A 25,227-nucleotide genomic window follows, 5' to 3' on the forward strand; every position below is an offset into this window, starting at 1 on the left:
CGTTTGCTTTTGCGCGCTTGTTGCGGCCTCTGCCCGGTGCCTGAACCGCACGAGCGAGGTACTCCCCATGCAAGCCGACCGCACCGAAGAACTCCGCACTCTCCTCGCCCAGCGCATCCTGATCCTCGACGGCGCGATGGGCACGATGATCCAGCAGCACAAGCTCGGCGAGCCGGATTACCGCGGCGAAAGGTTCCGAGATCACCCGAAGGACCTGAAAGGCAACAACGACCTGCTGGTGCTGACCCGGCCCGACGTTGTCGCGGGCATCCACCGCGCCTATCTCGACGCCGGCGCGGACATCATCGAGACGAACACTTTCAACGGCACGCGCGTGTCACAGGCCGAATACGGCCTGGCCGACTGCGCGTACGAGATCAACGTCGCAGGCAGCCGCCTCGTGCGCGAACTGTGCGACGAATACACGGCGAAGAATCCGGACAAGCCGCGCTTTTGCGCCGGCGTGCTCGGACCGACATCGCGAACGCTGTCGATTTCGCCCGACGTCAATGATCCGGGCTTTCGCAACGTCACGTTCGACGCGCTCGTCGACGACTATTTCGACTCGGCGCGCGGACTGCTCGAAGGCGGTGCGGACCTGCTGCTGATCGAGACGATCTTCGATACGCTGAACGCGAAGGCGGCGGTATTCGCGGTCGAGAAGCTGTTCGCCGAACTGGGGCGCCGCGTGCCGGTGATGATCTCCGGCACGATCACCGACGCGTCCGGTCGCACGCTGTCGGGCCAGACTGCGGAAGCGTTCTGGAATTCGCTCGCGCACGCGCAGCCGATCTCGTTCGGCCTGAACTGCGCGCTCGGCGCAAAGGAGCTGCGCCAGTACGTCGAGGAGTTGTCGACCGTTTGCGACACCCACGTCTCGGCGCACCCGAATGCCGGTCTGCCGAATCCGCTGTCGCCGACCGGCTACGACGAGACGCCCGAAGCGCTCGCGACGGCGATCCGCGAGTGGGCCGAAGCCGGCCTCGTCAACATCGTCGGCGGGTGCTGTGGCACGACGCCCGAGCATATCGCGGCGATCGCGCAGGTCGTCGCCAACCTCGCGCCACGCCAAGGGCCGGACATCGAGAAGAAGCTGCGCCTGTCGGGCCTCGAACCGTTCAACGTCGGCGCCGACAGCCTGTTCGTGAACGTCGGCGAGCGCACCAACGTCACCGGCTCGAAAGCGTTCGCGCGGATGATCCTCGAAGGCCGCTTCGACGACGCGCTCGCAGTGGCGCGCCAGCAGGTCGAAAACGGCGCCCAGGTCATCGACATCAACATGGACGAGGCGATGCTCGATTCGCAGGCGGCGATGGAGCGGTTCTGCAAGCTCATCGCGTCCGAGCCGGACATCTCGCGCGTGCCGATCATGCTCGACTCGTCGAAGTGGAGCGTCATCGAGGCGGGTCTGAAGTGCATCCAGGGCAAGGGCGTCGTCAACTCGATCTCGATGAAGGAAGGCGAAGCCGAGTTCCTGCGCCAGGCGCGGCTGTGCCGGCAGTACGGCGCAGCGGTGATCGTGATGGCCTTCGACGAGAAGGGCCAGGCCGACACTTACGAACGCAAGACGGGCATCTGCACCCGGGCCTACGAACTTCTGACGGGCATGGGCTTCCCGCCGGAGGACATCATCTTCGACCCGAACATCTTCGCGATCGCGACCGGCATCGAGGAGCACGACAACTACGCGGTCGATTTCATCAATGCGGTTGCGTGGATCAAGGCGAACCTGCCTTTTGCCAAGACGTCGGGCGGCGTGTCGAACGTATCTTTCAGCTTCCGCGGCAACGACGCGGTGAGGGAGGCCATCCACACGGTGTTCCTGTTCCACGCGATCCGGGCCGGCCTGTCGATGGGCATCGTCAATGCCGGGCAGTTGGGCGTCTATGACGACCTCGACCCGGTGCTGCGCGACAAGGTCGAGGACGTGGTGCTCAATCGCAAGCCGGGTGCCGGCGAAGCGCTCGTCGAGCTTGCGCAGAGCGTCAAGGAAGGCCGCGCGAAGAACGCCGGGCCGGATCTCTCGTGGCGCGCGCTGTCGGTCGAGGAGCGGCTGTCGCACGCGTTGGTGAAAGGCATCACCGACTTCGTCGTCGCCGACACCGAGGAAGTGCGCGCGAAGCTCGAGGCTGCGGGAAAGCCGCCGTTGTCGGTCATCGAAGGGCCACTGATGGCCGGCATGAACGTCGTCGGCGACCTTTTCGGCGCCGGCAAGATGTTCCTGCCGCAGGTCGTCAAGTCCGCGCGCGTGATGAAGCAGGCGGTCGCGCACTTGATCCCGTACATCGAGGCCGAGAAGCTGCGCACCGGCGCGACGTCGAAAGGCCGCATCGTCGTCGCGACGGTGAAAGGTGACGTGCACGACATCGGCAAGAACATCGTCGGCGTCGTGCTTGGCTGCAACGGCTACGAGGTCATCGACCTCGGCGTGATGGTGCCGGCCGAGAAGATCCTCAACGCCGCGCGCGAACACGGCGCGCAGGCGGTCGGCGTCTCCGGCCTGATCACTCCGTCGCTCGAGGAAATGGGCCATGTCGCCGCCGAAATGCAACGTCAGGGCTTCGCCGACGGCAAGCCGATGCCGTTATTGATTGGCGGCGCGACGACGAGCCGCGCGCACACCGCGATCAAGATCGCGCCGCACTACACCGGCCCGGTCGTCTACGTACCCGACGCGTCGCGCGCGGTCGGCGTCGTCACCGCGCTGCTCTCCGAAGGCGGCGCCGACGAATTCAAGGCCCAGGTCGTCGCCGATTACGACAAGATCCGTGCGCAGCACGCGAACAAGAAAGGCGTGCAGCTCGTGAGCCTGGAAGCGGCGCGCGCGAACGCGTTCCGCACTGATTGGGCGCCGGTCGCGCCGGTCGCAGGCGAGGAGATCGGGGAAAACGGGGGGCGGACCGCAGCCGCGGCGAAAGGCTACGTGCCGCCGAAGCCCACTGTCTTTGGTGTTCACGCCGTCGACGTGCCGCTCGCGTCGCTCGTCGATTACATCGACTGGGGGCCGTTCTTCCAGACCTGGGACCTGTCGGGGAGCTTCCCGAAAATCCTCGACGACGAGATCGTCGGCGAGGCCGCGCGCAATGTCTTCGCGGACGGGCGCGCGATGCTCGAAGACATCGTTGCAGAGAGCTGGCTGCGCGCTCGGGCGGTGTTCGGCCTGTTCCCGGCCAACAGCGACGGCGACGACATCGCGTTCTACGGCGACGAGACGCGCTCGGCCGCGCTGATGGTGTGGCACGGCCTGCGCCAGCAGCACGAGCGGCCGGCCGACAAGCCGCATTACTGCCTTGCCGACTTCGTCGCGCCGAAGGACTCGGGCGTCGCGGACTACGCCGGCGCGTTCGCCGTCACTGCCGGCCTCGGCATCGAGCAGAAACTCGCCGAATTCCACGAAGCGCACGACGACTACCGCGCGATCATGCTCAAAAGCCTCGCCGACCGCCTCGCCGAAGCCTGCGCCGAATGGCTGCACGAGCGCGTGCGCAAGGAACACTGGGGCTTCGCCGCCGACGAAGCCCTCGGCGGCGAAGCGCTGATCCGCGAGCAGTACCGCGGCATCCGACCTGCGCCCGGCTACCCCGCCTGCCCCGACCACACCGCGAAGCGCGGCCTGTTCGAACTCCTCGACGTCCCCCGCAACACCGGCATGACGCTCACCGAGTCGTGCGCGATGAGCCCGGCTGCGTCGGTCAGTGGCTTCTACTTCTCCCACCCGCAGGCGCGCTACTTCGCGATCTCGAAGATCGGCCGCGACCAGCTCGAGGACTGGGCGGAGCGCACCGGGATGGCTGTGGACGAGGCCGCGCGGTGGCTCGCGCCGTTGCTGTGAGGATCGCCGGCAGGCCGGGCGACAGCGGGCTCGCGCGCTGAACGAGCGCGTGGGTCGCCCACGCTGCTCGCTTCGACCGAAGCGCGAAGCGGTCCGTGGTCGGCGAGCCACTTCGCGCGCTTCAGCGCATGTCGAATGCTTCCTGATGGAAGCGCAAGTGGCCGAGCCAGGCCCGCGCGAGGCCGTTGCGAAGCTGCTCGGCAAACGCCCGCGGGCCGCAGAACCACACTTCGGCGCGCTGCCGGCAGTCGTGCAAGGTCGCCAGCCTCTCCGCCGTCAGGACGCCATGCCGAGCGGTATCGTGAACATGCAGCGTGACTGACGGCAGGTCTCGGCACAGCGTTTCCAGTCGCCCGACGAAAGGATCGTCCGAGCCGGCGCGAGTGCAGTAGTGCAGGTCGGCGACCGGCGCTGCGGCGGGATTTGCCCGAAGCGCGTCCAGCCAGGCGAGGAAGGGCGTGATGCCGATTCCCCCGGCGACCCAGATCTGCCTCGCCTTGCGGTCCTGACGCGCCAGCTCGAAGCGCCCATACGGACCTTCGACGGTGACGGCCTGCCCGACCGCGATGCGGCGCGAGAGCTCACGCGTGTAGTCGCCCAGCGCCTTGATCTGGAACCCCACGCTATGGTCGCCCTGGTCGGCGCTGGCGATCGTGAAGGGATGCGCGCCCTCGATGCGATTGAAAGTCACGAATGCGAACTGCCCCGCGTGGTGGCCGCGCCAATTCCCGTCGAGGCGACAAACGACTTCGGTCACATCCGGGGCGGGCGATGCCACCGCGGTCACGACGCCATGCGCTTGCCGACCGCGACCGATGCGGCCAGCCAGGGACCAGACGGCGGCAAGCGTGCCGGCCGACAACGCCCCTGCAAGCAGCAATCCGGCGGGCTCGCTCCAGTAAGCCGTCGGCGCCAGCACGGCGGCATGGAAGGCGAGCATCAGGTACAGCACCGGCATCGCGCGGTGAATGTGTCGCCAGAATTTGTATGGAAAGCGCTTCCACAGCGCCAGGACGATCATCGCGAGGACGAGGTAGATCGCGAACTCGCCGAGCTCCTCCCCGGTATCCCGGAGCGTATCGAGCACGCCCGAGACGTTCTCGTCGGATGTGCGGCCGGCTTCACCGTACCGCTCCTCGATCAGGTCGTCGGACATCTCCAGCAGCCAATGCAACGAGGCGAAGCCGGCGGCCAGAATGCCCGCCCACTTGTGCAGTCGGTAAGCGCGGTCCATGCCCCCGAGCAGGCGCTCGACTCCGGGCGGTCGCGTCGCCATCACCATCGCCAGCGACATCATTGCAATCGCGAGCAGACCGCTCAGGTAGAGCCCCTGTTCGTAGACGACCCAGGGCATTGATCCCGAGCCCGCCCCGTTCACGGCAAGGTCCCAGCCCCAGACGCCGGCAACAATGGCGATTAATGCAGTCAGTGTAGGAATCATGCGCGTTCTCCGGCGGGTGGGGGATGGCTGGCGACCCGAGCGCTCAGCTCAGGTGATGGATGGAGCTCAGACCGTACATGGCCTTGGCTCAAGACTTCTTCGTCTTCGTCTTCGTCTTCGACTCGACGACACTGCCGTCGACCGGGTTGTGGTAGATCTCGACCTTGTTGCCGTCCTTGTCCGTGCCGTATAGCTCGTAGCAATTCCCCTTGGTGACTTGGAAGCGCTCGAGCGTGTAGCCGGCGTCGACGAGCTTCCGGAGCATGGTCGTTTGCGGCATCCAGCTGCTTTCTGGGGTTTCGGTGCAGGTCGGGCCGGCGAAAGCGGCGGTGCCCATCAGCACGCTGGAAGCGGCGACGATGAGATGATGAAGTTTCATGGCTGTTCTCCTTTCATGCCGGGATGGCATGGAACGCATTCTGTGGAAACAGACATGAATCAATGCTGAACGGCGCGCGACGTGAAAATCGGCGGGGAACGAAATCTGTACTGGAGAAGAAATCCCGGCGCACGTAAGGCCGGACTGCCGTGCCATCCTATTTGCGCGCTGAATTTCCAACGATGCAGACCGCTCCTCCTCGTACACGCGTCATGCACGCGCGACTGACGACTGATGATGGAGCCGCCGCGGGCGCAATTCATCCCCTGTTCAGCAAAGGCGGCGTAGCGTGGGGAACCGATTCCACCCAGCCAGGAGACGCCATGACCTCGAGTGTTGTTGCCATCGCTGCCGCGGCCGCGATCGCACTGATCGTGGCACCTGTAGCGCCCGCCGCCTTGCGGGAGGGCTCGAGCTACGACGGGGCGGTGCAGCCTGAAGGCACGAGCCAACGTTGGCGTACGGACGCCGCGGTGCGCCAGGCAATGGACGGTCTCCATGCGGCCATCGATGCAAACGTCACCCAAGGAGCGGATGGCGGGATCGCGGAAGAGCGTCTTGCGGACCTTGGCGGGACCTTGGCCGCGCGAACCACTCAATTGATCGCCTGTTGCACGACCCCGGACGTGTCCGGTCGTCACCTCCACATGATCCTTGTCGAGATCGCCGACGGCGCGGAGTTGATGAGGAAAGGGCGACCCGTCGCAGCGCAACGGCTTGGACTGCTGCGGGTCGTCCAGGCGCTGAATCTCTACGGAGATCTATTCGACCATCCCGGCTGGCAAAGACTCGATGAACCACGCGAAGTCTCCCCGAGGTAGGGACAGAGAGGCGGCGCCATCATGGGTGTGAGATCGACGAGACGGTCGCGGACTGGCCGAACTCATGGACGGCAAGCTCCTGCTCGTGACCAATGCGCAGGATCTCGCCCCCGACGAGGGCGTCGCGCGAAAGGGCGACGGCGAGCCCGGCGTGAAGACGATCTGGCTCAGTTTGCAGCGTGTCATGGATGTGGCGACCACCATACAGGTGCTACGAAACCCGGAGGCGATGGGTTGTGTATGATCTAAACCTGCAATTCGCGCTGCCCGTCGACAATGGAGATCTCCTGAAATCCTTCGCCATCACGCAGCACGAACAAAACATTCATATTTCTTTCCTGTGCGAGTTGAGCCCCCGCATCTTCGCCGAGCACCAGCAGTGCGGTGGCCCACGCATCGGCGAGCATGCAGGTTGTCGCCACTACAGTGACTGCCGCGACCCGGGTACGCGAAGGGCTCCCAAGCGAAGGGTTCATGGTGTGGGCATAGTACGTGTCTGCAATCTGGACCCAGTGACGGTAATCCCCTGAGGTTGCGATGGCGGCATCGGTGAATTCCATCACCCCCATCGCTTCACGTACACCTCGAACAGGCTTTTCCACAGCGATTGCCCACGCTCGCCCATCGGGCTTCAGGCCGCGCGCCCGCATTTCGCCATCAATACCGACGAGATAACTCGTGATCCCGAAGCTGTCGAGACAGCGGGCCATCTCGTCCACGCCGAAGCCTTTGGCAATTCCCGAAAGATCCAGCGTGATGGCCGCTCGCTTGCGCACCCGGTTATTCGCGTCATCGATGTCCACCACGTTGCATGCGGGTTGATACGCTTGTTTCTTCAGCATGCTGATCTGGTGTGCATCCGGTTGGGGCGTGCCGGGACCGAAACCCCAGGCGTTGACCAGTGCCCCGACACCGATATCAAACGCGCCATGAGACTGCCGGCTCACGCCCAGGGAAGTCGCGAGCACGGCAACGAGTTCTTCAGGTACCTCAACCCATTGCTGCAGCGGGCTCGCGTTAAGGCGGCTCAGGTCGGAGTCGGGTTTCCAGGTGGACATCTGTTGGTCCACCTTGTTGACTGCCGCAAACAAACGTGCGGCAAGGGCTGATTCGTCGCGTCCCGCTTCGGCAAAAAAAACAGCGCTATATCGCGTGCCCATGGTCGCTCCGCTAAAATTATAGCGTTGCAAGCCAATGGAACAGGGATCCTGTCTTTCAGAAGACATCTTCACGGAAGCGTCCCTGCATTTTCAGCGTGCTCACATCCAGATTAAGGGGTGCCAGAATTTCGTCCAGCACCTTGATGATGCTGTTCGCCATCGCACGACTTCCACAGACGAGCACCTGTGCTCCGCTTTCGATCAGTTGGCGCATTTGCGTGGCGTCATCAACAATCCGTTCCTGGACATAAGCCCCGTCCTGAACTCGCGAAAAAGCGGCATGCAGCTGGGTCAGCCGGCCATCCGCCAAATACTGATTAAGTTCGGGCTCATAGAGAAAATCGGAGGCCGGGTCGCGCCCGCCCCAATAGAGATACATCGGGTGTTTGCCTTCGTTGTGGCGGATGAACCCGGCCAATGGCCCGATTCCGGTACCCGCACCGATAAGAATCACCGGAGCTTTACCGGACGCGGGACGAAAGTCCGGATGAAGCTGAATAAAACCATCGATGCGGTCGCCCACTTTTAAACCGTGAAGAAATCGGGAACATAAGCCTTCGGGATGTCTGCGCACGCAGATTTCCAGAACGCCGTCACTCGACCCAGTGGCAAGCGAATAGAACCGTGGTATGGGACTGCCAGGAGGCAAAATGCCGACCAGATCGCCCGCTTCGAAATACGGCAAGCGGTTACCTCCGAACAAGCCGATCAGTCGGCCCATGGTGTCGCTTCGGGCGACTGCAGTGAAGCGCAGTATGCTGGTTGGCGCATCGACCTGTTCGCCGTAGTCGATTCGCTCAACCAGCTGAAAGGAATCCGTCCGCGGGCGCTTCGGCGTATGCAGTAAGGTCAGTTCCCGACCGATCAACCGGCCGAGCTTATTACCCCAGCGAGCGAATGCCTGAGTCGATTGCCGATCGATCGTCTCGAGCGCAAGTAACGGTCGCCAGCCGCGGGCGACCAGCGCAGCTTCGGTATCCTTGGCAAACTTGCAGAACTGGGGAAACTGTCGGTCACCGAAACCCAGCACGACGAAGCCCAGTTTCGGATTGACCTTCGCCTTCGCCAGCCGCGTGAGAAACTGATTCGCTGAACTCGGGGCGTCACCGTCACCATAAGTCGACGTAAGGATGAAAAGCCGTTCGGCAGAGCGATACTCCGACGCCAGTTGATTCATCGGCGCCGTATGTACACGGAGACCGGCCTGCCTCAAGGCCTCGTGCAGCACATTTGCAAAGCCCCAGGTGCTGTTGTTTTCGCTGCCGACCAGAACGATTGTGTCGGCCGACTGCGCTCCACTATTGTGGGCAATTCGCGGCTTCGACTGCCGCCGCTGCCACCAAGTCAACGCACCGGTCGCGCTCATCAGCGGCACACTCAGCGCGCATAGTCCCAGGAGCAAACCGAGCCACCAAAGACCTTCACCCGTATGCAGTTGGTAGATCAGCTCATAGGTGCGGCGAACGTTGTCATGGGCGCGGTAGGATAAGAGCGCCCCGCTCGCCTGGTCGACATAAGCTTCGCCCTGCGCGGTCTGCAAGGAATAAACATCCGAAGGATCGTTCGGATTGGGGTATACGAGCTCGCGCAAATCATTCAGATCGGTCGCCAACAGGGCCGGTAGCGCGGTGATCGGTGCCGCAGGCCCGCCCACCTTCTCCTGCGGAAAATCCGCTTCGCTCTGCATGCCGTCCGATATGAAGCCGAACGTCACGGCCGACATATAGATACCGGTCAGAGCAGACAAGAGTAGCCCGAGCACCGCGATGCGTCCGACTTGCGCGTGCCATCGCTGAGTCAAGCCGCCGTGCAACGGACGTCCGATATGCCGCCATCCCCCCACCCGCCTCGCGAGTAGCACCGCGCCTGAAATGCATAACACGAGCATCGTCAAGGCAGTAATGCCGACGACCGCCCGGCCTGGCGTGTCCGCAAGCAAAGAGCGGTGAAGGTCTTTGACCCAGCGCGAGAATGTCGAGGGTGCATACGGCGCGATTCCCCGCCCGCTTAGCGGATCGACTCGATCGACTCCCGGCTGACCATTCTGTGTGTAATACACGATGATCGAGCCGGAGGATTTGCGTTCGATTTGTTCGACCGTGGCATAATGCTGCGCTACCCGACCTGCAAGCGTTGCCACGCTGATACGGCCGTCGGCAGGCACGGTTGCACCGAGTCGTTCCAGCGCCGGATCAAGTGACAGGACTGTGCCGCTGAGGGCCAGCACCACCAGCAACAAAGTCGCGATCAGGCCAGAGAGTGAATGAAGCTGACGTAACACGGGCGAGTGTTTCCTCTCTGGGTGAAACGGTCACATGTCGTATTGAAATGATTCGATATAACCCCGCCCCGCCGAAGGCTTCCCCGCACCCGCCGTAGTCAGCGGCACGCGCACCTCAGCCGGGTTATCGCGCTGGTCTTCGACCGCGCTGTCTACGCGTATCTCGTAGCCTGCGTCGATCAGCGCATCAGCAAGTTCAACGGTCACTTTCAGCGTTTTGCCGCTTCCGACGCTGGCACCGGTCACGCCGTCCAACTCTGCTGTTTTCAAGCCGCTTCCACGCGCCCAGTCACGCAGATTCTTGTAGTACTTCGCCTTCTTGCCCGCGACCCAAAGCGTCTTCTTATACTGGCCCTTCGCGTCGGTGACATAAACCGCCAGAAAAGCTGCCTCGCCGCCATAACTTTTCAGCTGGGTCGTCAGGGTCACTGGGCGCGCCTCGGCGAGGCCAGGTAATGCGATGCAACTCGTCGCGAGACAGAGTGATGCAGCGATCTTTTTCATGTGAATCTCCGGTTTTGTGCCAACCACTGCCCATTGGCTCTACGACTCAGTACGGCAGCGCCGAGATGAAGTACAAGGCGTACGGACGTTTCAACCGGCCTGCGCGCGAACGAAAGACCGCCTTCGCCAACGCAGGATGGTCATTTCGTTTTCGGGTCTTGATCAAGATAGTCGGACGCCTCACCACCGTCGGCGAACTGGATTTCAAGTTGGCGGATACGTAGCGAGGCAGGCGAGTACTTGCCTCTGAACTTGTTTCCGCGGCGGTCGAGACCTCTGACCTCGTAACATCCGTCGTCGACTTTGATGCGCTGCACCGTCCAGCCCCGCTGCTCGAGTTGTTGCCGCAATGCTTCACGCGGCTTCCACTCGCTCACCGGGTCAGTGCAATCGTTATCAGCTAATACAGTGCCGCTTACAAGTATGCTGACTAGCACGACGCCCGTGAGCATTGAAGGTTTCACGACGTTTCTCCTCTCCCCGGATGCGAGGCACACTACACGCGATCGATCAGCAAAGCTGAAACCGAGATCACGAGACGGGAGCATTCATGGCGGTCTCCTCGGTTCGGACTCATGCGGTATAGCATAAAACGGATTGTGAGGAAGTCGATCTGAACAGAAGCTGAACGAAAAAGAAGCCCCGTCGAAGGCACGAAGGTAGTACCACCCTAGCAGCCTGCCGGACTTGAACCCCACGAGTGAGACCGTGGGGTTGATTTCACAATGTGAGAGACGATGGGCGTTTCAGGCTCCAATCAGCTGTTTTCTGCGCCAAATCGCAATGCGCGTGTCCTTTTTTCTCGCTGGGGACGCAATACGGCCATGCGCTTGAAGTTCTACGTGAGGCCCACCAGGGTCCATTCGTTGCGCACGTTGTTCAAGCCCCGCAGCCGGCCTGAGGTTGAGCGCCGTTGCCCTTGCCCGTCCGCAGTGCACCGACAAGCCGAAATCGGACTGGATGCCCGAGGAGGCGATGAAACAGAAGATCGCCGAACAGGGCTATACCGTCGACAAGTTCAAGACGACGGACGGCAACTGCTACGAAATCTACGGCAAGGACAAGGACGGGCAATCGGGCGGAAGGCAGCCATCACACGCGCATCGAACTGGCTCCCGGTATCCGCCGCCAGGATCGACATCGTGGTCTCGAAGCCCATCGGCTCTTTGTAGGGGCGTCTCGAGCTGAGCGCATCGAAGACGTCCGCCACGGCAAATATGCGGGCGGCAAGCGGGATTTCGCCGCCCGCCGGTTTGCGCGGGTAACCCGAGCCGTCCCACTTTTCGTGATTGCGGTGCCGCACAACAGCGAGGCGAACCCGACCATCAGGGCGGCGCTGGACGCATTCGCGCGCATCTGCTCGCGCTGCCACGTGGGGACGATGCGAACACCTTCGAAGTATCCCGTGATCCGATCCGCGTCGGCGGCTCCTCGCAGCGGTTCGCTTGTTGAACGAGTTCATGTGCTGCTCCCAACGAGTGACTACAGGGCGCCTCGAAAAACCTCGCCTCTCCCGCTCTTGGTAAAATTACATCCTCCTGAATCTCGCCACAGCCGACATCGATGAAACCGCGCAGCGCCATCAAGACCGACCTGTTTGCCTTTGATGCCCACCGACAGAAGATCGACGCGCTGGGCGACCCGCTGGCCGAGATCGAGTCGCACATCGACTTTGCGGCGTTGGCGGCCGAGGTTGATCGGGTGGCGCCCCGTCCGGTGAGTGCGCAAGGCGGGCGCCCGCCGTACCCGACCGAGACGATGGTGCGCATCCTGGTGGTGAAGCGCCTGTACAACCTCTCGGACGAGCAGATGGAATACCAGTTGCTCGACCGCATGAGCTACAAGCGCTTCTGCGGCCTGGCGAACGCGACGAACGTCCCGGACCGCACCACGGTGTGGACCTTCGAGAACCGGATCGGTGAGGCGGGGGCGAAGGCCTTGTTCGACGGGGTCTCGGCGCAGCTGCTCCAGAAGGGCTTCATCGCGCGCGGCGGTCAGATCATCGACGCCACCTTGGTGCCGGCGCCCAAGCAGCACAACAGGCGCGGCGAGAAGGAACTGATCGAGCAAGGCGCAATGCCCGCCTCGTGGCGCCCGGCGAAGCGGCGCCAGAAGGATCTCGATGCGACCTGGACGAAGAAGCACGGCAAGAGCCACTTCGGCTACAAGCTCTCGATCAACGCAGACAAGAAATACAAGATCATCCGCAGACTCGAGACCGACACGGCCAGCACGCACGACAGCCAGCACTTCGACAACGTCTTCGACACGCGCAACACGAGCCGCGATGTTTATGCCGACCGGGGCTACCCGTCCGAGCAGCGTGAAGCCTGGCTGAAGGAGAACGGGTTTCGGAATCGGATCCAGCGCAAGGGCAAGCGCAACAAGCCGCTGTCCGAGTGCCAGCAACGGCGCAACAAACGCATCGCCAAGACGCGCGCGCGGGTCGAGCACGTATTCGGGGCCATCGAGCAGATGGGTGGCAAGCTGCTGCGTACCATCGGTCAGGAGCGGGCGAACTTTGCGATGACGATGATGGCGGCCTGCTACAACTTGAAGCGGCTGGTCTATTTCAGGAAGGCCGGAATCGAGGCCTTCTGACGCCCGAAATGGGTCGAATCGCCGCTGCCTCAGGCGATTCGAAGCGAAAACGGGGCGACACCGCCGGGAAAAAGCGGTGATTCATCAGAGAAATTGGACCGGATTCGCTCGCGGTCATAGATGCGCGGCAGGATTCATTGAAGACCTCGGGTTATTCGAGGTGCCCTACACGTAGCCCGACCGGAGACGGTACTGGCCAAAAGATCCCGGTTTTTCGAGCGCTGCGTGTCGTCTTGAATTCTTGCCGACTTCCCCACGTGCGGCTTATTGGATCGCGGCTCGCCGCAGCGCGCGACGACGCATGAAGGCTGCGCACGCAGCGGTGCTCACCGTTCATTTGGCGTTCAGCGTGAGCAGCGTAACGTTCAAACCTGATTCCACGGTAACTGGAGAACGTCATGAACTCGAAGGTCCCGTAAAGGCAAGAACGGGGAGTCGGTTTGCGGTCGCCGGCTCCCCCGTTTCATCCCAGGCCGCTTCGAGGCTGACCCGAATTGCGGGACGGCCTTCAGTGACAACAGAAAGGAGACAGGAAATGAACGCGAAATCTGCAAGAAAACTGGCCATCGCCTGCGCGCTCGCGCTGACCGGGATTGCCGGTGTAACCACCGGAGCAGTCGCTGCAAACGATCAAGTACCGCCGACGCAAGCCGAGGTCAAATGGCAAACTGACACCGCGCTCGAGCAAGGCATGCTGAATATCCGGGCAGTCGTGGAACAGAGTCTCCCGCAGATTCGGGCAAACCAATTCGGCGACGAACACTACAATGCCCTGGGCCAGACGATCGAAACGCAGGTCGCATACATTGTGAAAAACTGCAAACTCGAGCCTTCGGCAGATGCCGTATTGCACGACCTTCTGGAGGAATTATCGAGCGGCATCGACCGGGTCACCGCGAGGACGGCCGAGAACCAGCGCACCCATGGCGTCAGTTACATCATCGCTGCCCTCGATAAATACGGTCGCCAATTCGGTCACGCCGGCTGGACGCCGATCAAGGTCGTGCCTTGAGGGCTGCCGTCGGTGCCGGGCAGGGCGGGCCTCACCGTCAAGGCAACGATCATGGGGAATTGCCCTGCGCATCTATCAACCGCCGGATTTTGCAAACGATTACATCTGAGCTATCCCCTAAGAAATTTAAGGCTTTTCTCGGCCATGACTTCTGTATGGAGACGCATTCGTAGCAAACCCACCCGAGATATGCTTAATTCAGGTATGCAGAGCAAATTTTCGCCCCCCGCTAAAATCGTTGCCCGTGTGAATCGCTCGTCACTAATGCAACTGCTGGACATTCTCTGCGTCTTCGGGAGATCAACTATGAAGCAGGCCATTCAATCGCTCTTATTCGTCGGGATGATCGGTGTAACGGCATCCGCGGAGGCTCAGCAATGGGAGCCTCTGCCCGCACAACCACCAATTCCAGCCGACAACCCGCAAACCGAACAAAAGGTTGAACTCGGCAAGGTTCTGTTTTTCGATCCGCGCCTGTCCGAGCACGGCACGCTTTCGTGCAACTCCTGCCACAACGTGATGGGGAGCGGGGATGACAATCGGCCGAACTCGATCGGCATGCACGATGCCCGCGGCGGACGCAGCGCGCCCACTGTCTGGAATGCAGCGTTCCAATCGGCGCAGTTTTGGGATGGTCGCGCGGACTCGCTGGAAGCGCAGGCCAAGGGACCCATCACCAATCCCATCGAAATGGGTATGGGCAGCGCCGAGGTCGTGATGGAGCGCTTGAAAAGCATTCCGGGGTATCTTCCATTGTTCAAAGCAGCCTTTCCTGGCTCGCCGGACCCCATCAATATGGATAACCTGGCGAAGGCGATCGCGTCATACGAGCGCACTTTGATCACTCCGGACACGCCTTATGATCGTTACGTCAAGGGCGATAAATCGGCATTTACCGAACAACAGGCCCGCGGCATGCAAACGTTCGCAGAGCTGGGCTGCACCGCCTGTCATTCCGGCCCGAACTTCAGCGGCCCGTCGTTGCAAGCCGGTCAGGGTTTTTTCATGAAATTTCCGACCTTTGCCGGCAGCAAGTATGACGATCAGTATGACTTGTTATTGGATACCGGACGCCACGCAGTCACCAAGCAGGAGTCGGACAGACATCTGTGGCGCGTGCCTACATTGCGCAATATTGCGCTGACGGCACCCTATCTCCACAACGGCAAGGTGGAGACGCTCGAGGAAGCAGTGGTGGTGATGGCGAAGACACAGCTGAACAAGGACGTAACCCCCGCGCAAGTCAAGGATGTAGTCGCCTTCCTGACAAGTCTTGGCGGGAGTTTTCCCGCGCAGACCATGCCGCGTCTTCCGCTAACGGTGGGAGTCAGCATCGTGCCCGCTGTGGACCCGCACCTCAAGACCACGCCCCTGAGCCACTGATACGTGACGGGCGTGACGGTCGGGTCTTGGTGTGAACCGACGTCTGGCTGAAACACGAACGGACTCGGCACACTCAAGGCGTGGATGGGCGCAACCCACTTCCTGACCAAGGGCCTCGGTCGGGAGCAGTCGGGGAGGCATAGCGGTTCGAGTGTCACGTTCGGCCGAGTTTTACGCGTAGGTCGGCCGCCAGGTTTCCGGCCGAAGCGGCCTCTCAAATGCTCCCTCTGCAGAAGCGACGACCGGCAGCAGTGGGCCGGTAGAACGTACCGGCCTTGGCTCAAGACTTCTTCGTCTTCGTCTTCGTCTTCGTCTTCGACTCGACGACACTGCCGTCGACCGGGTTGTGGTAGATCTCGACCTTGTTGCCGTCCTTGTCCATGCCATATAGCTCGTAGCAATTCCCCTTGGTGACTTGGAAGCGCTCGAGCGTGTAGCCGGCGTCGACGAGCTTCCGGAGCATGGTCGTTTGCGGCATCCAGCTGCTTTCCGGGGTTTCGGTGCAGGCCGGGCCGGCGAAAGCGGCGGTGCCCATCAGCACGCTGGAAGCGGCGACGATGAGATGATGAAGTTTCATGGCTGTTCTCCTTTCATGCCGGGATGGCATGGAACGCATTCTGTGGAAACGGAGATGAATAAAAGCTGAACGAGCAACGCAATCGCGGCGTGATGACAGGGGGCTCACAATTCACGGGCAAGTGCGACCCTGCTGTCCAGGATGGACACTGACATATCCGGATACCACGACACGGCTCGTTTCACCGCGCTCGTTAAGCAGCGGTTCAGGTTCGGTGCGACAGAATGCGTCCTGTGCCGATTGGGCATGCAAACCAACTTGGAGAATCCAAATGAGAAGCCTTAATGCCTTGCTTGCCGTCGCCGGCCTGACGCTGAGCGCCGTTGCCTTCGCCGGGCCGCAGTGCACCGACATGCCGAAATCGGACTGGATGTCCGAGGAAGCGATGAAACAGAAGATCGCCGAACAAGGCTATACCGTCGATAAGTTCAAGACGACGGACGGCAACTGCTACGAAATCTACGGCAAGGACCAGGACGGCAAGAAGGTCGAGATCTACTTCAGTCCGATCGACGGCAGCGTGGTCAAAGAGAAGCGCGGCTGAGCGCGATACCAGAGGAGGCCGCGATGTCCATGGGAAAGGTCAGAGTCTGGGATCGCCCGGTGCGCATTTTTCACTGGGGATTGGTCGCTTCGTTGACTGCCGCCTATCTCACGTCCGAGGACGCCGAGTCTCCTCACCAGTGGGCGGGATACCTCGCGCTCGCATTGGTCGCATTCCGCGTCGTGTGGGGGTTCGTCGGCAGTCCGCACGCGCGCTTCGCCGACTTCGTGCCACGGCCGGCGACCCTGGTCGACTATGTCGGTCAGCTTGCGCGCGGGCGCGAGCCGCGTCATCTGGGCCACAATCCGGCAGCTGCGGTGATGATCGTGTTTCTGATGGCGATGGTGGCAACGATCGGCACCACCGGCTGGCTGATGACGACCGACTGGGGGTGGGGAAGTGAAATTCTCGAGGAGGTGCACGTCACCGCAGTCGATCTGACGCTCGGCGCGATTGCGCTCCACGTCGCCGCGGCGATCTTCGAAAGTGTTCGCCACCGGGAAAACCTCATCCTGTCGATGCTGACGGGCTACAAGCGCCGATAGCGCGGACCCTGCGGGCGGGCCGGGAGTGCCAAGCGAAAGAACGCGGTCGCAGTTCTGGCGGACTGTGGGTTTTTCTTGCTTCCGGCATTAAATGCCGAAATGAAACCGAACCCGCTCTTCCAGCAATCGCCGGACATCCTCCTCGTTACACTGGCCTAGGCGGTTGAACACTTCGCGGGCAATCGGGCGGAAGGCAGCCATCACACGCGGGTCGAAATGGCTCCCGGTGTCCGCCTCCAGGATCGACATCGTTGTCTCGAGGCCCATCGGCTCTTTGTAGGGTCGTTTCGAGCTGAGTGCATCGAAGACGTCCGCCACGGCAAATATGCGCGCGGCAAGCGGGATTCCGTCGCCCGACAGTTTGCGCGGGTAACCCGAGCCGTCCCACTTTTCGTGATGGGCCGCGACCACCGCATTCGCGTCCTCGAGCCACCCGATGCCGGACACAATTTCCTCGCCATGCGCGACGTGCGTATGCATGATTTTGCTCTCTTCGGCGTCGAGCTTGCCCGGTTTGAGCAGAATCGCATCGGGAATGCTGATCTTGCCGACGTCGTGCAGAAAACTGCCAACGATCAACGACTGCATCGTCCTGCCGCGCAGGCCGAGGCGTTCGCCGATGCGCGCAGCAAGCCACGCAACGCGAAAATTGTGGGCGCCGGTATCGGAATCCCGCATCGCGACGGCACGCCCGAGCGCTTCCATCATCGACAGGTGCGAATCAAGGATTTCGCGGGCCTTGCGCTCATTGTCGGCCGACAGACGTACGACAACGGGATAGATTGCGGTGCCGCACAACAGCGAGGCGAATCCGACCATCAGGGCAGCGCTGAGCGCATTCGCACGCATCTGCTCGCGCTGCCACGTCGGGATGACGCGAACACCTTCGAAGTATCCCGTGATCCGATCCGCGTCGACGGTTCCTTGCAGCGGGACAAAAACTCGCAACACCCAACGCCTGTCTTCAAGTCTGAAGCTCTCATGAAAACCGGCACGGTAAGCGGGACGTACGTGCGAGGGCAGCTGTTCTTCAACCGCTTCGCCCTCCTCGGTCATTGCCTGGGCGAGCTTTACTCCTTGCCGGTCATAGATTTCGGCGATGTCGAACAGTCCCCCGGCAAGAGCACTCGCGGCCTTGCGGGCGTTGTCGCCAGCCTCCGGGCCGGTCAGCGTAATAGCGCCGAAATGATGCAGAAGGCGGCGTGACTCGTCGATTGCCAGCCATACCGTTCCGTCCTCGGCACCTTTATACGCGACGAACCACGCGACCGGACTGACCAGCGCAGCAAGCAGCGCGCTGACGACCGCAATCCGTACCGCGGTTCGCTTGTTGAACGAGTTCATGTGCTGCTCCCAACGAGTGACTACACGTAGCCCGACCGGAGACGGTACTGGCCAAAAGATCCCGGTTTTTCGAGCGCTGCGTGTCGTCCTGAATTCTTGCCGACTTCCCCACGTGCGGCTTATTGGATCGCGGCTCGCCGCAGCGCGCGACGACGCATGAAGGCTGCGCACGCAGCGGTGCTCACCGTTCATTTTGCATTCAGCTCGACCCGCGTAACGTTCAAACCTGATTCCACGGTAACTGGAGAACGTCATGAACTCGAAGGTCCGTAAAGGCAAGAACGAGGAGTCGGTTTGCGGTCGCCGGCTCCCCCGTTTCATCCCAGGCCGCTTCGAGGCTGGCCCGAATTGCGGGACGGCCTTGGCAGTGAAAACCGAAAGGAGACAGGAAATGAACGCGAAATCTGCAAGAAAACTGGCCATCGCCTGCGCGCTCGCGCTGACCGGGATTGCCGGTGTAACCACCGGAGCAGTCGCTGCAAACGACCAAGTACCGCCGACGCAAGCCGAGGTCAAATGGCAAACTGACACGGCGCTCGAGCAAGGCATGCTGAATATCCGTAAGCGGTAACTGACGAGCGTTCTTGACTACTTCGAGATCCCGAAGAGATCGGATCGCAGCGGGTTGGCAGCGAAGTGCTGCTTCCACAGACGGGGGGTGAGTTGCGCGACGTCGGCAGCGGGGTGTTGGCCGACACGCTGCAGCACATCGACCAAATATTCGTACGGATCGATGTCGTGCAGCCGGCAGGTGGCGATCAGGCTCTGCGCGATGCCGACGTATTTGGCGCCGACCTCGGTCCAGCAAAAGAGCCAGTTGCGACGTCCCATGGGCACCACGCGCAACGCCCGCTCGAGATGGTTTGTGTCGATCGACACTTCGGGGTCGCGCAGGTACACCTCGAGGGCGGCACGGCGCTCCCGCACATAAGCCATGGCGGTGGTGAGCGGCGAACTGGGCAGCAAGCCGTGGGTGTCGAACTGGGCATCGACCCAGGCGAAGAACTCGTGGACCACGGGCTGTGCATGCTCGATCCGGTACGCCCGGCTCGCCTCGCCGACGAGCGTGGCCTCGCGGATGCGTTTCTCGACTGCATAGAGCTTGCCGATCATCTCCAGCGCCCGGCCCGCACGCTCGGGCTCGACCGACTGGGCGTCGAAGAACTTCCTCCTCGAATGCGCCCAGCATTGAGCGTGCGTGAGTCCGCACTTCTCGGCATAGCGTTCGTAGACTCCATAGCCATCGGTGAGGAGCACCGCCCCCTCGGGGGGCGGGTCAGTGCCCAGGATCTGCTCGATGTGCTGCGCCTTGCGGCTCTCGTGATAGACGAAACAGATCTCGTCACGTTCGCCATAGACCGGCCAGAAATAGCCGCCTTTCATCTTGCCGGGGCCAGCACGGCCGGCCTTGATCGGGGTCTCGTCCATCGCCTTGACCCGCGACAGCCGAATCGAGCCGAGCTGTGCGGTGAAGACGGGTTCGAGCAGCGCGAGCGCGCTATGGGTGAGCTGCGTGAGCCACGGGCGCGACACCCTGATGCCATTGTCCCCCAGTCGCTGGTGCTGGCGGTAGAGCGGCTGGTGATAGCAGAACTTGTCCGTGATGAGCCCGACGACAAAGCTCACATCAGCGCGGCTACCCTCGATGACACCCCTGGGCGCCGCGGGGCAGGAGATGAGCTGCGTGTTGCGAAGCTTGATCACCGGGCGCACGTATTTGAGGATGACGTAGCTGCCCGGGCGCTGCGCGAGCCGGAAACTCGTCTTCTCACCGATCACCTCGAACTGACCGGGAGCGAGCCCCTCGGCCTCGGGGTTGGGCACCTCGATCGTCTCGACCGGCACCCGGGCCTCGTCGAAGAACAGCGCCGACTCGTCGCCCTTGGCGCAGTCGCTGGTCCGGGCCCGTCGGGTATGGGCGGCAATGTCCTGGGCGGGGGGCGGCGGCGAGGATCCGGGCACCGGCAACTCGCCCAGACTCATCTGATGTGGGTTGGCGTCCACGATGCGCTTCTCGCTCTTCTGGCCGAAGAGCTGCCGACGGAACCAGTCGAGCTGGTGGCGCATCGCCTCGAATTCGCCTTTGATGACCTCGAACTGGCGCTGCTGCGCCAAGTGCGCGCCCGCCAGTTCGACGACCTGATCGGCCGTCCACTGGGCGGCTTCTTCACGGGTCGGCAGCTGCGTCAAAGGCGTCTGAGGCATGGCGTCATTTTACCAAAAACGCCAGCATTCATACGGGTTTGCGGTTACTTTCTGGAAGCGCAAAGCGCTTTTTGAAGCGTGCCGGCTCGATGCCCTCGAGCAGCAGTTTCAGCCCCGTCCAGTCCATCTCGCGGGTGGCCACCCGCGACCAATCCGACACGAAACGGCCCGACTCGAGCCGCTTGGCCCAGATGCAAAAGCCGCTGCGATCCCAGTACAGGACCTTCATCTGGGTCGCGCGGCGGCTGATGAACACGAACAGATGCCCCGACAACGGATCCTGTCCCACGCCGTGGCGGGCGAGCGCATACAAACCGTCGAAGGATTTGCGCATATCGACCGGGCGCCCGTACAGATGCACCCGCACCGCGCCTTCGGGAAAGAACATCAGCCGCGCACCAGATGCAGCACGACGCCGTCACCCAGATCAAGCTTCAACTCCCAGCGCGAAGTACCGCCCGACCCCAGCACTCCCAGATCAACGAAGGCCTCTTTCCGAGTCGCCCCGCCAGCGACTGCCTTACCGCACACCGGACCGACCGTCGCTCGCCAGCGCTGAAAGCTCGAGACGCTGATCGACTCGCGCGCGCAGAATGCCGTGACGCTCAGCCCACTCGAACCGTGTCGGGCGAAAACCTCCTGCCACTCCTCTCGGCTGCGCCGGCGCCAATTGCGCTTGAGCACTCCTGCCATGAACGATCCCTCCATTGCTGAGCCTGGAGGCAATTGTCCACGTCGATCACGGGCCCAGGAATAACGCCGGTCAGTTACCGCTTACGAATATCCGGGCAGTCGTGGAACAGAGTCTCCCGCAGATTCGGGCAAACCAATTCGGCGACGAACACTACAATGCCCTGGGCCAGACGATCGAAACGCAGGTCGCATACATTGTGAAAAACTGCAAACTCGAGCCTTCGGCAGATGCCGTATTGCACGACCTTCTGGAGGAATTATCGAGCGGCATCGACCGGGTCACCGCGAGGACGGCCGAGAACCAGCGCACCCATGGCGTCAGTTACATCATCGCTGCCCTCGATAAATACGGTCGCCAATTCGGTCACGCCGGCTGGACGCCGATCAAGGTCGTGCCTTGAGGGCTGCCGTCGGTGCCGGGCGGGAGGGGCGTCACCGGTAAGGCAACAATCGTGGGTAACTGCCTTATTAACCCGGTGATCAAATACAACCGTTCGCCCTGAGTGGGATATTCGCCCGATGGTCGAAAGGCGTTGGCAAGAAACAGGGCGGTGGTAGTGTTCGGGGAGTTGCTTGTGGACAAAGACCGACTGAGCACTGGTGCCCTGGAGCCCGTCCTCTGAGTATGGTTGAGGCATCGTCGGCGAGTATGGTGAGTCCCCTGGCGCGTTGGTGCTGGCCACCGGCGGGTCTGTCCGACATCCCGATTGAGAGATTGAGCGTATCGACATGCCCACGTCCGCGAGCGACCTTGACTCAAGGAGAGAACATGGCGCAACGAGTTGGTCCGACCCGACGCGGAGTTGACGGCACACCGGTCGAGCCGTTGAGCATCAAGCATCCCAACGCTGCCGGCATCGACATCGGCGGGGCAAGCCACTATGTGGCGGTGCCGCCTGATCGGGTAGGCAAAGGCGAGCCCGCGGTGCGCGAATTCGGACCGCACACCGAAGACCTGGTCGCGGTTGCCAATTGGCTTTGCGCGTGCCGCATCGATACCGTCGCGCTCGAATCGACGGGGGTGTATTGGATAGCGCTGTACGAGCTTCTGCAAGCGCGTGGCTTTGAGGTGTGGCTGGTCGATGCCAAAAGCGTACGCCACGTCAAGGCGCGCAAATCCGACGTGCTTGATTGCCAGTGGTTGCAACAACTGCACAGCTTCGGACTGCTGAGTCAGGCGCATCGGCCGGATGAGCAGGTTTGCGCGCTGCGCGAGATGTCGCGGCTGCGCGACATCACCATCGATGAGCGCGCCCGGCATACCCAGCGCATGCAAAAGGCGCTCACCCAGATGAATGTGCAACTCACCAACGTGATTACCGACATCACCGGCGAGACGGGCATGAACATCATCCGCGCCATCGTTGCCGGCGAGCGCGACCGCATGGCCCTCGCGCAGTTGAGGAACTACCGGGTACATGCCAGCACCGAGCAGATTGCCAAGGCGCTCGAAGGGCGTTGGAGCCGCGAGCATCTGTTCAGTCTTGCCCACGAGCTCAAGGCCTATGACTTTGCCAGCGAGCAGATTGCGCGGCTGGACGCCGAGATCGAGGGGCGGCTTGAGGCGATGCGCGTCTTCGACAAGAGGCCGGAGGCGAACGCGAACAAGGGACGTCGCAAGAACACGCTGGCCTTCGACGGACGGCGGGCACTGATGAACTGGTGCGGCGTGGATTTGACCGAAGTGCCCGGCATCGACGTGGGCACCGCCCTGAAGATCCTCTCGGAGTTGGGGAGCTCGCTCACCCGCTTCGCCACGGCAAAGCATTTCTGCTCGTGGCTGGGACTGTGCCCCGGCACGCGGATTTCTGGCAACAAGAAGCTCTCCGGCGCCAGCAAACGAATCCCCAACCGTGTCGCGCGGGCGTTGAAACTCGCCGCGCTGGGCTTGTCGCGCTCGCGCTGCGCCATGGGGGCCTATTACCGAAAGCTTGCCCTGCGCATGGGCTCGCCCAAGGCCATTACCGCCGTGGCGCATAAGCTCGCGCGTATTGTCCATGCGATGCTCAGCGGGCAGGCCAGCTACGTCAAGGAGGATCAGGCCAGGCACGAAGCGCGCTACCGCGAACGCGCCATCAAAGCACTGCAGAAGCGCGCCCAGGAGCTCGGCCTGACCCTCTCGCCGCAGGCTGTTCCCGCTCAACCATAATGCCGATCGTTCCTCGCTGCACATTTTTAACCCATTGAATCAAGATGCGAAAATTACTGTTTCTTGAGAGCTTGTCGAAGGGCACTGCCAGGGCTTCGACAAGCTCAGCCCGAACGGTATCTGGTTGCCGGGTCACCAAGTTGTGTGGCCGGGGAGCTCGATACACGCCATCAGACCGAGCGCCGCGCATGCGCTCGTCGTTGATCGTGGCGATGTCGTTTCCCCTACTCGAACAGCGCGCCGACGCTCTCGCCGCTGTGGATGCGCTCGATCGCCGCGGCGAACAGCGGCGCGACGGTGAGCTGCGTGATCTTGTCGAGCCGCTTGTGCGGCGGCATGTGGACGGTGTCGGTGACGACGATCGATTCGATCGAGGCGTCGCGCAGCCGGTGGATCGCCGGCCCGCACAGCACCCCATGGGCTGCGCCGGCATGGATCGAGCGCGCTCCGGCCGCGCGCAGCGTGTCGATCGTCGCGAGGAGCGTGCCGCCCGTCGAGATCTCGTCCTCGAAGATCACCGCGTCGCGCCCGGCGACTTCGCCGACGACTCGCCCCTGCTTGACGTCGGTGTCACTGACGCGGCGCTTGTCGATGATCGCCATCGGGATGCCGAGCCGCTCCGAGAACCGCCCGACGCGCTTCGCCCCGCCCGCGTCGGTCGCGACTGCGACCATCCGCGACAGGTCGTGGTTCTGCCGGAAGTGCTCGGCGATCGTCGGGACCGCAGTAAGGTGGTCGACGGGCACGCTGAAGAAACCGTGCACCTGGTCGGCGTGGAGATCCATGGTCAGCACGCGGTTCGCGCCAGCGGTCGCGAGCATGTCGGCGATCAGGCGCCCGGTGATCGAGATGCGCGGCGCATCCTTCTTGTCCGAGCGCGCGTATGAGTAGTACGGGATCACCGCGGTGACGCGACCGGCGGAGGCACTGCGCAGCGCGTCGATCGTGATCAGCAATTCCATGATGTGCTCGCTGACCGGTTCGGTGAATGGCTGCACGACGAAGACGTCGCGCTCGCGCACGTTGTCCTGCACCTGCACGCGCAGGTTGTCGTTCGAAAAGCGGGAAATCTCGAGCGGACTTTGCTGGAGCCCGAGCCGCTTGCAGATCTCGTCGGCCAGCGTGCGGTTCGCGTTGCAGGAAAAGATGCGGAGGGCGTCGTTCATCGCGTTTCTCGCTGGAGGCTGACGCGCGGATTGTAGGCTTTTCGGCTGCCGTCGCAAAAATTGTGCAACAAACCTGCGAGCGGCCGTCAGCGGTACAGCACAAACGCTTCGCGCTCCTGTCGCCACGCGGCTTCGTCCGGCTGCGCTAGCGCTTCGAGGTCCGCCGGGGTCGCGCCCGGATCGTCGACCCAGTCGCGCAGCAGTTCGCTGCCGTTGATCAGGTCGATCGCGAGGCGGTCGTGCTCGTACTCGTACGCGAAGTCGCGCCACAGCGGGTAGTCGGGCTGTAGCCTTCGCAACGCCTTACCGAATTGCAAGACCTGACCCCAGCTTCCCACAGCTTCCCATGCATCAGTTACGACGATCGAGTGCGGTGGCACTGGGGTGGCGACGACTTAGAACCAAAGCCATAGTAAATCTAAAGAACGCCATCAATTTTCTTCATAAACTCCACGGCGCGATTTGTCATTGAAAATTCCAAGTCGCTATATTCGCTATTTGGTCTTTTGAACATCTTACTACCAATCGGCTTGCATTTTTCTGTAGGGCACCTCGAATAACCCGAGGTCTTCAATGAATCCTGCCGCGCA

At 62.2% G+C, this 25,227-nt stretch carries 24 protein-coding genes and 2 pseudogenes; 12 read left to right on the top strand and 14 right to left on the bottom strand.

Annotation, left to right across the window (positions count from 1 at the left end):
• Nucleotides 1–67 precede the first annotated feature (67 nt).
• Nucleotides 68–3,832 (top strand): methionine synthase, encoded by a 3,765-nt coding sequence (metH, locus tag EBN1_RS08960; protein WP_011237629.1) that lies wholly within the window; start codon nt 68–70, stop codon nt 3,830–3,832.
• A 121-nt stretch (nt 3,833–3,953) separates the two neighbouring features.
• Here the strand turns inward: metH and EBN1_RS08965 are convergent, their stop codons facing one another.
• A complete protein-coding gene (locus EBN1_RS08965) occupies nt 3,954–5,273 on the bottom strand; it encodes a ferredoxin reductase family protein (RefSeq protein WP_011237630.1) in 1,320 nt (439 codons plus the stop codon).
• Between the two features lie 88 nt (nt 5,274–5,361).
• Complete coding sequence (locus EBN1_RS08970) at nt 5,362–5,652, bottom strand: PepSY domain-containing protein (protein WP_011237631.1); 291 nt, start codon at nt 5,650–5,652, stop codon at nt 5,362–5,364.
• Between the two features lie 323 nt (nt 5,653–5,975).
• Here EBN1_RS08970 and EBN1_RS08975 point away from each other — a divergent pair, with 323 nt between their 5' ends.
• Nucleotides 5,976–6,473, top strand: a complete 498-nt coding sequence (locus EBN1_RS08975; RefSeq protein ID WP_049780235.1) for a hypothetical protein — start codon at nt 5,976–5,978, stop codon at nt 6,471–6,473.
• Between the two features lie 29 nt (nt 6,474–6,502).
• Nucleotides 6,503–6,717, top strand: a pseudogene (locus tag EBN1_RS08980) (hypothetical protein); the annotation flags it as partial.
• Between the two features lies 1 nt (nt 6,718).
• On the opposite strand, the gene EBN1_RS08985 reads toward EBN1_RS08980, so the two are convergent.
• From EBN1_RS08985 to EBN1_RS09000, 4 genes are all read right to left on the bottom strand, one after another.
• Nucleotides 6,719–7,633, bottom strand: a complete 915-nt coding sequence (locus EBN1_RS08985) for an FAD:protein FMN transferase (RefSeq protein WP_083782953.1) — start codon at nt 7,631–7,633, stop codon at nt 6,719–6,721.
• A 55-nt stretch (nt 7,634–7,688) separates the two neighbouring features.
• Nucleotides 7,689–9,914 carry a PepSY domain-containing protein gene (locus EBN1_RS08990; protein ID WP_011237635.1) on the bottom strand — a complete coding sequence of 742 codons (2,226 nt, stop codon included), beginning with the start codon at nt 9,912–9,914 and terminating at the stop codon, nt 7,689–7,691.
• A 30-nt stretch (nt 9,915–9,944) separates the two neighbouring features.
• Nucleotides 9,945–10,418 (bottom strand): DUF2271 domain-containing protein, encoded by a 474-nt coding sequence (locus EBN1_RS08995; RefSeq protein WP_011237636.1) that lies wholly within the window; start codon nt 10,416–10,418, stop codon nt 9,945–9,947.
• A gap of 140 nt (nt 10,419–10,558) precedes the next feature.
• Nucleotides 10,559–10,882: a PepSY domain-containing protein gene (locus EBN1_RS09000; protein WP_197531860.1), complete on the bottom strand. Its 324-nt coding sequence runs from the start codon at nt 10,880–10,882 to the stop codon at nt 10,559–10,561.
• 439 nt (nt 10,883–11,321) lie between these two features.
• Between EBN1_RS09000 and EBN1_RS09005 the strand changes: the two genes are divergently transcribed.
• Nucleotides 11,322–11,606 carry a PepSY domain-containing protein gene (locus tag EBN1_RS09005; RefSeq protein ID WP_241762833.1) on the top strand — a complete coding sequence of 95 codons (285 nt, stop codon included), beginning with the start codon at nt 11,322–11,324 and terminating at the stop codon, nt 11,604–11,606.
• Here the strand turns inward: EBN1_RS09005 and EBN1_RS22905 are convergent.
• Nucleotides 11,572–11,880 (bottom strand): annotated as a pseudogene (locus EBN1_RS22905) (HD-GYP domain-containing protein); the annotation flags it as partial. The gene EBN1_RS09005 and the pseudogene EBN1_RS22905 sit on opposite strands and share 35 nt — an antisense overlap.
• A gap of 101 nt (nt 11,881–11,981) precedes the next feature.
• Between EBN1_RS22905 and EBN1_RS09010 the strand changes: the two are divergent.
• The 3 genes from EBN1_RS09010 (at nt 11,982) to EBN1_RS09020 (ending at nt 15,414) form a co-directional block, all read left to right on the top strand.
• Complete coding sequence (locus EBN1_RS09010; protein ID WP_011236702.1) at nt 11,982–13,019, top strand: IS5-like element ISAzo11 family transposase; 1,038 nt, start codon at nt 11,982–11,984, stop codon at nt 13,017–13,019.
• A 535-nt stretch (nt 13,020–13,554) separates the two neighbouring features.
• Complete coding sequence (locus tag EBN1_RS09015) at nt 13,555–14,031, top strand: hypothetical protein (protein WP_011237642.1); 477 nt, start codon at nt 13,555–13,557, stop codon at nt 14,029–14,031.
• A gap of 306 nt (nt 14,032–14,337) precedes the next feature.
• Complete coding sequence (locus EBN1_RS09020; RefSeq protein ID WP_011237643.1) at nt 14,338–15,414, top strand: cytochrome-c peroxidase; 1,077 nt, start codon at nt 14,338–14,340, stop codon at nt 15,412–15,414.
• 280 nt (nt 15,415–15,694) lie between these two features.
• Here EBN1_RS09020 and EBN1_RS09025 read toward each other — a convergent pair whose 3' ends face one another.
• On the bottom strand, nt 15,695–15,991 hold the full coding sequence (locus tag EBN1_RS09025) for a PepSY domain-containing protein (RefSeq protein WP_041646083.1): 297 nt from the start codon (nt 15,989–15,991) through the stop codon (nt 15,695–15,697).
• 271 nt (nt 15,992–16,262) lie between these two features.
• Between EBN1_RS09025 and EBN1_RS09030 the strand changes: the two genes are divergently transcribed.
• Nucleotides 16,263–16,535: a PepSY domain-containing protein gene (locus tag EBN1_RS09030; RefSeq protein WP_011237645.1), complete on the top strand. Its 273-nt coding sequence runs from the start codon at nt 16,263–16,265 to the stop codon at nt 16,533–16,535.
• Nucleotides 16,536–16,564: 29 nt separating this feature from the next.
• The gene (locus tag EBN1_RS09035) at nt 16,565–17,080 is read left to right on the top strand and encodes a cytochrome b/b6 domain-containing protein (protein ID WP_241762834.1); all 516 of its coding nucleotides are present in this window, start codon (nt 16,565–16,567) and stop codon (nt 17,078–17,080) included.
• A gap of 87 nt (nt 17,081–17,167) precedes the next feature.
• Here EBN1_RS09035 and EBN1_RS09040 read toward each other — a convergent pair whose 3' ends face one another.
• The gene (locus EBN1_RS09040) at nt 17,168–18,679 is read right to left on the bottom strand and encodes an HD-GYP domain-containing protein (RefSeq protein ID WP_241762835.1); all 1,512 of its coding nucleotides are present in this window, start codon (nt 18,677–18,679) and stop codon (nt 17,168–17,170) included.
• Between EBN1_RS09040 and EBN1_RS09045 the strand changes: the two genes are divergently transcribed.
• Nucleotides 18,678–18,995: a hypothetical protein gene (locus EBN1_RS09045; RefSeq protein WP_157866600.1), complete on the top strand. Its 318-nt coding sequence runs from the start codon at nt 18,678–18,680 to the stop codon at nt 18,993–18,995. The genes EBN1_RS09040 and EBN1_RS09045 overlap by 2 nt on opposite strands.
• A gap of 17 nt (nt 18,996–19,012) precedes the next feature.
• On the opposite strand, the gene EBN1_RS09050 is transcribed toward EBN1_RS09045, so the two are convergent.
• The 3 genes from EBN1_RS09050 to tnpA are packed head-to-tail and all read right to left on the bottom strand — an operon-like array spanning nt 19,013 to nt 21,322.
• A complete protein-coding gene (locus EBN1_RS09050) occupies nt 19,013–20,629 on the bottom strand; it encodes an IS66-like element ISAzo21 family transposase (RefSeq protein WP_011238929.1) in 1,617 nt (538 codons plus the stop codon).
• Nucleotides 20,630–20,657: 28 nt separating this feature from the next.
• Entirely contained in the window at nt 20,658–21,017 is a 360-nt protein-coding gene (tnpB, locus tag EBN1_RS09055; RefSeq protein WP_011237649.1) for an IS66 family insertion sequence element accessory protein TnpB, read from the bottom strand.
• Nucleotides 21,017–21,322 (bottom strand): IS66 family insertion sequence element accessory protein TnpA, encoded by a 306-nt coding sequence (gene tnpA / locus EBN1_RS09060; RefSeq protein ID WP_041646090.1) that lies wholly within the window; start codon nt 21,320–21,322, stop codon nt 21,017–21,019. The genes tnpB and tnpA overlap by 1 nt, the downstream gene beginning before the upstream one ends.
• 14 nt (nt 21,323–21,336) lie before the next feature.
• Between tnpA and EBN1_RS09065 the strand changes: the two genes are divergently transcribed.
• Complete coding sequence (locus tag EBN1_RS09065) at nt 21,337–21,723, top strand: hypothetical protein (protein ID WP_157866601.1); 387 nt, start codon at nt 21,337–21,339, stop codon at nt 21,721–21,723.
• 368 nt (nt 21,724–22,091) lie between these two features.
• Complete coding sequence (locus EBN1_RS09070) at nt 22,092–23,471, top strand: IS110-like element ISAzo22 family transposase (protein ID WP_011236947.1); 1,380 nt, start codon at nt 22,092–22,094, stop codon at nt 23,469–23,471.
• A gap of 224 nt (nt 23,472–23,695) precedes the next feature.
• On the opposite strand, the gene EBN1_RS09075 is transcribed toward EBN1_RS09070, so the two are convergent.
• Nucleotides 23,696–24,637 carry a ribose-phosphate diphosphokinase gene (locus EBN1_RS09075; RefSeq protein WP_011237651.1) on the bottom strand — a complete coding sequence of 314 codons (942 nt, stop codon included), beginning with the start codon at nt 24,635–24,637 and terminating at the stop codon, nt 23,696–23,698.
• An 86-nt stretch (nt 24,638–24,723) separates the two neighbouring features.
• Nucleotides 24,724–25,017: a hypothetical protein gene (locus EBN1_RS09080; RefSeq protein ID WP_479682068.1), complete on the bottom strand. Its 294-nt coding sequence runs from the start codon at nt 25,015–25,017 to the stop codon at nt 24,724–24,726.
• Nucleotides 25,018–25,227 lie beyond the last annotated feature (210 nt).

This window comes from Aromatoleum aromaticum EbN1, from assembly GCF_000025965.1.
Taxonomy (GTDB): Bacteria; Pseudomonadota; Gammaproteobacteria; order Burkholderiales; family Rhodocyclaceae; genus Aromatoleum; species Aromatoleum aromaticum.

Bases quoted from the DNA above. Each gene is read 5' to 3' on its own strand.
- metH (WP_011237629.1), top strand. From the start codon at position 68: ATGCAAGCCGACCGCACCGAAGAACTCCGCACTCTCCTCGCCCAGCGC.
- EBN1_RS08965 (WP_011237630.1), bottom strand. From the start codon at position 5,273: ATGATTCCTACACTGACTGCATTAATCGCCATTGTTGCCGGCGTCTGG.
- EBN1_RS08970 (WP_011237631.1), bottom strand. From the start codon at position 5,652: ATGAAACTTCATCATCTCATCGTCGCCGCTTCCAGCGTGCTGATGGGC.
- EBN1_RS08975 (WP_049780235.1), top strand. From the start codon at position 5,976: ATGACCTCGAGTGTTGTTGCCATCGCTGCCGCGGCCGCGATCGCACTG.
- EBN1_RS08985 (WP_083782953.1), bottom strand. From the start codon at position 7,633: ATGGGCACGCGATATAGCGCTGTTTTTTTTGCCGAAGCGGGACGCGAC.
- EBN1_RS08995 (WP_011237636.1), bottom strand. From the start codon at position 10,418: ATGAAAAAGATCGCTGCATCACTCTGTCTCGCGACGAGTTGCATCGCA.
- EBN1_RS09010 (WP_011236702.1), top strand. From the start codon at position 11,982: ATGAAACCGCGCAGCGCCATCAAGACCGACCTGTTTGCCTTTGATGCC.
- EBN1_RS09015 (WP_011237642.1), top strand. From the start codon at position 13,555: ATGAACGCGAAATCTGCAAGAAAACTGGCCATCGCCTGCGCGCTCGCG.
- EBN1_RS09020 (WP_011237643.1), top strand. From the start codon at position 14,338: ATGAAGCAGGCCATTCAATCGCTCTTATTCGTCGGGATGATCGGTGTA.
- EBN1_RS09025 (WP_041646083.1), bottom strand. From the start codon at position 15,991: ATGAAACTTCATCATCTCATCGTCGCCGCTTCCAGCGTGCTGATGGGC.
- EBN1_RS09030 (WP_011237645.1), top strand. From the start codon at position 16,263: ATGAGAAGCCTTAATGCCTTGCTTGCCGTCGCCGGCCTGACGCTGAGC.
- EBN1_RS09035 (WP_241762834.1), top strand. From the start codon at position 16,565: ATGGGAAAGGTCAGAGTCTGGGATCGCCCGGTGCGCATTTTTCACTGG.
- EBN1_RS09045 (WP_157866600.1), top strand. From the start codon at position 18,678: ATGAACTCGAAGGTCCGTAAAGGCAAGAACGAGGAGTCGGTTTGCGGT.
- EBN1_RS09040 (WP_241762835.1), bottom strand. From the start codon at position 18,679: ATGACGTTCTCCAGTTACCGTGGAATCAGGTTTGAACGTTACGCGGGT.
- EBN1_RS09050 (WP_011238929.1), bottom strand. From the start codon at position 20,629: ATGCCTCAGACGCCTTTGACGCAGCTGCCGACCCGTGAAGAAGCCGCC.
- tnpB (WP_011237649.1), bottom strand. From the start codon at position 21,017: ATGTTCTTTCCCGAAGGCGCGGTGCGGGTGCATCTGTACGGGCGCCCG.
- tnpA (WP_041646090.1), bottom strand. From the start codon at position 21,322: ATGGCAGGAGTGCTCAAGCGCAATTGGCGCCGGCGCAGCCGAGAGGAG.
- EBN1_RS09070 (WP_011236947.1), top strand. From the start codon at position 22,092: ATGGCGCAACGAGTTGGTCCGACCCGACGCGGAGTTGACGGCACACCG.
- EBN1_RS09075 (WP_011237651.1), bottom strand. From the start codon at position 24,637: ATGAACGACGCCCTCCGCATCTTTTCCTGCAACGCGAACCGCACGCTG.